Consider the following 5,256-nt stretch of genomic DNA (forward strand, 5'->3'; position numbering starts at 1 on the left):
CTGCCGCTGGCGACCTGTCGGCCGCAAGGGAAGCTTCGCCGCAGCAATGTGCTGCAACTTTTGTCAGTTGCGTGCTGCGCCCTTGCCCCCTTCGCTCTTCGCGGCGGGTGGAAGGTGACCCGCAAGTTGCGGGAAGAGGAAAGGACGGCCGCTAGGCGGCTGAAAAAATATGAAACGAGAAGAGTTGGAGGCGCTGCGCGCCAAGGTCAGTTGCGAAGCAGTGCTGGAGCAGGCCGGTTACGAAATCGATCTCAAAGAAAGCACGCGACGCGCCGTCAAATACCGGTGTGGCGGCAACATCGTCATTGTCACGCATGACGGACGCGGCTGGTTCGATCCACTTAGCGACGAGAAAGGCGATGTCTTCGGCCTTGCCATGTTCCTGGAGGGAGTTCCATTCCCGTCCGCAACGGAAGCGGTCGCGTCACTTGTCGGGTATCAACTTTCCCGGCCGGAATGGAGGTCCTCGCGGTCTTGCGTGCGGCCGGAAGACATTGTCGACCGCTGGCGCAGCCGGCCCACGCCTTCGCCCGGATCCGGTGCCTGGCGCTATCTGTGCCGGGCGCGCTGGATCCCGACGGCCATCGCCGGGCAGGCGGTTCGAGAGGGTGTCCTGCGGGAAGGACCCTTCCGCAGTATGTGGGCAGCCCATGTCGATAGTGAGGGTCGCGTCGTCGGCTGGGAAGAGCGCGGTCCCGACTGGCGTGGTTTTGCCACCGGGGGCTCGAAGGTTCTTTTCCGCTTTGGACCAAGCGATGCCTTTCGTATCTGCGTCACCGAGGCCGCGATCGATGCGATGAGCCTGGCGGCGCTCGAGGGTCCGCGCGAGCAAACTCTCTATCTCAGCACTGGCGGCGGGTGGTCTCCGGCGACTGATGCAGCACTTGCCAAACTTGCTGCGCGGTCGGGACTGACATTGGTCGCCGCCACGGATGCCAATTCCCAGGGCGATGTCTATGCAGAACGACTGCGTGCGCTTGCAGAGGCGTCCAGCTGTGACTGGCAGCGGTTACGTCCGCCGGCGGAGGATTGGAACGAGGTTCTTCAAAACAGGGAGAGGGAAAAACGGGAAAGGAAGACCGGAGGAAATAACGAGGCCTGCCGCATGCGCGCCGGCCGCATCAAGGGAGGCACCGCCCGGCATGCGCCGGCCCTTGACCCGGCCGGACACGAGGCCGGCAGCGCGGAAGGGGTCATGAAGGACTGAAGAGGATGGCGAGGTCGAACGACCTGTGCTGCCTTCGGTCCAAACTCCCCGAAAGGAACAAGCTGATGACCTCGATAGCCCTTCCCGGCAAAATAATCCACGGCGTGGCCAAGCGCGCCGACATGTTCCGGATGTTCGACCGGCACGTGATGCGCCCCGACCGCTTTGCTGGCGACCAGTCTGCCGTCTATGCCGGCGAATGGTTCGAGATCGACGAAACCTCCTACTCTTACATGCTCGACATTCTACCACCGCTCTGGATGCGTGGGCCGATCTTTGCGATGCGCGAGTTCATGACCGGGTCGGTGACCTCGGTGTTTTACGCGATCTGGATTGATGAAGCGGTCCGCTATTTTCACACCTACTGCGACCTCTCGGATCCGGCCTCTGTGGAGGCGATGCGGACTGCGATCATCGACCGCGAAACCCGGCCAGTCCGGGCGATGAGCCGCGAAGAGCGGCTTGAGCATATCTGGAGCACGACCACCGACGACTATCGAGGCTATGCCAGCGCGCGTTGGCCCAAGCCCATGCAAGGCCATCGTACGGTGATGCTCTACGGTGGCAGTGAAGGCAGCTTTCTGAAGTTGCTCGACACCCTGTCTGACGACGAGATCGCGGCCAAGCTGCCGGTGCATCTACGCCACCTCCCCTCAGCCCTGGCCGCCTGAGCCAGATCATCATTCGCAAACTCCGCGCCGAAAGCGGTCTTCTCGGTGGCCGAGCGATGGCGCACGCCCTCATTTCAAGGAGCTTTCCCATGAGCAACGATCCATTTACATCAGACATGTTGGGCTCGAGCGTGCTTGTCGCCGGCCTCGGACTTGGCGTGACAGCGTTCGGCGGGTTTTCGCCTGATGCTTCCAATGACGACGATCCTGATCCCCTGCCGCCAGCACCTGCACCCGCCCTCCCCGTCGCTGCCACGCCTGCCCGGCGCGCGAGGCTTCGGGCAAACTTCTATCTCGACGGCGACCGCGGCCTGGCCACCTCCTGGAAGGATCGCGCCCGCGCCAATGTCGCGGCGATCCTCGTCGCCGACGGCATTACCAAGCAGGACCGGCCGGCGACGGCAAAGGAACAGGCGCAGTTGATCCGCTTCACCGGCTTCGGCGCTGGCGAACTGGCCAACGGTGTGTTCCGTCGGCCAGGCGAGGTCGATTTCCGCCAGGGCTGGGACGATATTGGTTCTTCGCTCGAGACCGCTGTTTGCGAGAGCGACTACGCGTCACTTGCCCGCTGCACCCAATATGCGCATTTCACGCCAGAGTTCATCATCCGGGCAATCTGGGCTGGGGTCCAGAAACTGGGCTGGCGCGGCGGCCGGGTGCTGGAACCCGGCATCGGCACGGGGCTGTTCCCTGCCCTAATGCCGGAGCCATATCGCGACGCCGCCTATGTGACCGGGATCGAGTTCGATCCGGTCACCGCTCGCATCGCCCGCCTGCTTCAGCCGAAGGCGCGGATCATCAATGGCGACTTTGCCCGCACGGATCTGGCTCCGATCTACGATCTCGCCATCGGCAATCCCCCCTTCTCCGATCGCACCGTCCGCTCGGACCGCGCTTACCGATCGCTTGGCCTTCGTTTGCACGACTATTTCATCGCCCGGTCGATTGACCTGCTGAAGCCCGGCGCGCTCGCCGCCTTCGTCACATCGCATGGCACCATGGACAAGGCCGATACCACGGCACGGGAGCATATCGCGAAATCCGCAGAGCTGATTGCAGGGATCCGCCTGCCCGAGGGGAGCTTCCGTCGCGAAGCCGGCACGGATGTCGTCGTCGACATCCTGTTTTTCCGCAAGCGCAAGCCCGGAGAGCCGGAGGGAAATCAGCTGTGGCTCGATGTCGGTGAGATCAGGCCGGCCACCGACGACGAAGGTGCCATCAGGGTCAATCGCTGGTTTGGTCGGCATCCGGACTTCGTGCTCGGTACACACGCCCTGACCTCCGGCCCGTTCGGCGAGACCTACACATGCCGCCCACGCGATGGAGAGGATCTCGAAGCCGCCATTGCCACTGCCATCAAGCTTCTGCCGGCCAATCTCTATGACGGCGAGCCGACGCCCATCGATATCGATCTGGAAGACGAGCTCGGCGAGATCGTCGCCTTGCAGCCGAGAGGCGGCTCCGTTCGCGAGGGCAGCTTCTTCCTCGACCGGTCGAAGGGCCTGATGCAGATGCTCGACGGATCGGCCGTGCCGGTCACCGTCCGCAAGGGTCGCTCAGGCGATGGAATCCCGGAAGAACACGTTCGGATCATCAGCAAGCTGATCCCGATTCGCGATGCAGTGCGCGAAGTCCTGAAGGCGCAGGAAGCCGATCGGCGATGGCGCGATCTCCAAATCCGATTGCGCATTGCCTGGTCGAGTTTTGTGCGCGATTTCGGGCCGATCAACCACACAGTCGTGTCCGTTCAAGAGGATATCGAGACCGGCGAGGTCAAGGAAAAGCATCGCCAACCTAACCTCGCACCGTTCCGCGACGACCCAGATTGCTGGCTGGTCGCCTCGATTGAGGACTACGATCTGGAGACGGACACGGCGAAACCGGGGCCGATTTTTTCCGAACGCATGATTGCTCCGCCGGCCGCACCGACGATTACCTCACCTGCCGATGCGCTCGCCGTCGTGCTGAATGAACGAGGCCACGTCGATATCGACCATATCGCCGAGCTGCTGCACAGCGATCCTGCTGATGTGGTCGACGAGCTGGGCGAGGCCATCTTCCGCGATCCGGCCGATGGATCGTGGACGACGGCAGACGGATATCTCTCAGGGGCCGTCCGCACAAAGCTCGCTGCCGCGCAGGCCGCAGCCGAGCTCGATCCGACGTATGAGCGCAACGTGCGCGCCCTGCAGGTCGTTCAGCCGGCAGACTTGCGCCCCTCTGACATTACCGCCCGTCTCGGCGCACCTTGGATCCCGGCCGCCGATGTCGTCGCCTTCGTCAGGCAAAAGATGGACGCAGATATCCGCATCCATCATATGCCGGAGCTTGGTTCATGGACAGTCGAGGCTCGTCAGCTCGGCTACAGCGCCGCCGGCACATCCGAATGGGGCACCAGCCGCCGGCATGCCGGCGAGCTGCTTGCCGATGCGCTCAACAGTCGAGTCCCGCAGATTTTCGACGTCTTCAAGGATGCCGATGGCGAACGCCGGGTGCTCAATGTTGTCGATACCGAAGCCGCGCGCGACAAGCTCCAAAGGATCAAGCAGGCATTCCAGGACTGGGTCTGGACCGATCCAGATCGAACCGACCGGCTAGCCCGCGAGTATAATGATCGCTTCAACAATATCGCGCCGCGGAAATTCGACGGCTCCCACCTGAAACTTCCCGGCGCCTCTGGCGCCTTTGTTCTTTATGGGCACCAGAAACGCGGCATCTGGCGGATCATTGCCGATGGCTCGACCTATCTCGCTCACGCCGTCGGCGCCGGCAAGACGATGACGATCGCGGCGGCCATCATGGAACAGCGCCGGCTTGGACTGATCGCCAAGGCCATGCTGGTCGTGCCCGGCCATTGCCTGGCGCAGGCGGCGCGCGAGTTTTTAGGCCTCTATCCGAATGCCCGTATTCTCGTCGCTGACGAGACCAACTTCACAAAGGACAAGCGGGCTCGCTTCCTCTCGCGTGCCGCAACCGCCACCTGGGACGCGATCATCATCACGCATTCGGCGTTCCGGTTCATCGCCGTGCCGTCTGCCTTTGAGCAGGAGCTGATCCAGGACGAGTTGCAGCTCTATGAGGATCTGCTGACCAAGGTCGACAGCGAGGACCGCGTTTCGCGCAAGCGCCTGGAGCGGTTGAAGGAAGGACTGCAGGAGCGGCTCGAAGGCCTGGCGACTAGAAAAGATGACCTATTGACCATCTCGGAAATCGGCGTGGACCAGATCGTCGTCGATGAGGCGCAGGAATTCCGCAAGCTCTCCTTCGCCACCAATATGTCGACGCTGAAGGGCGTCGATCCCAACGGCTCGCAACGAGCCTGGGACCTCTATGTAAAATCCCGGTTCGTGGAAACCAAGAATCCGGGCAGGGCGCTTG

3 protein-coding genes are annotated in these 5,256 nt (G+C 62.7%); all 3 read left to right on the forward strand.

Translation table 11 applies throughout. The features are described from left to right. Positions 1-184 precede the first annotated feature (184 nt). Positions 185-1,207, forward strand: coding sequence for a DUF3991 and toprim domain-containing protein (locus tag VL202_RS09230; protein ID WP_325463832.1), 1,023 nt, complete (start codon positions 185-187; stop codon positions 1,205-1,207). 65 nt (positions 1,208-1,272) lie between these two features. Further along, entirely contained in the window at positions 1,273-1,878 is a 606-nt protein-coding gene (locus VL202_RS09235; RefSeq protein WP_325463833.1) for a DUF1419 domain-containing protein, read from the forward strand. Between the two features lie 89 nt (positions 1,879-1,967). After that, a partial coding sequence (locus VL202_RS09240; RefSeq protein ID WP_325463834.1) for a DEAD/DEAH box helicase family protein occupies positions 1,968-5,256 on the forward strand: 3,289 nt, incomplete at its 3' end.

It is taken from the genome of Pararhizobium sp. (assembly GCF_035497515.1).
GTDB lineage: Bacteria > Pseudomonadota > Alphaproteobacteria > Rhizobiales > Rhizobiaceae > Pararhizobium.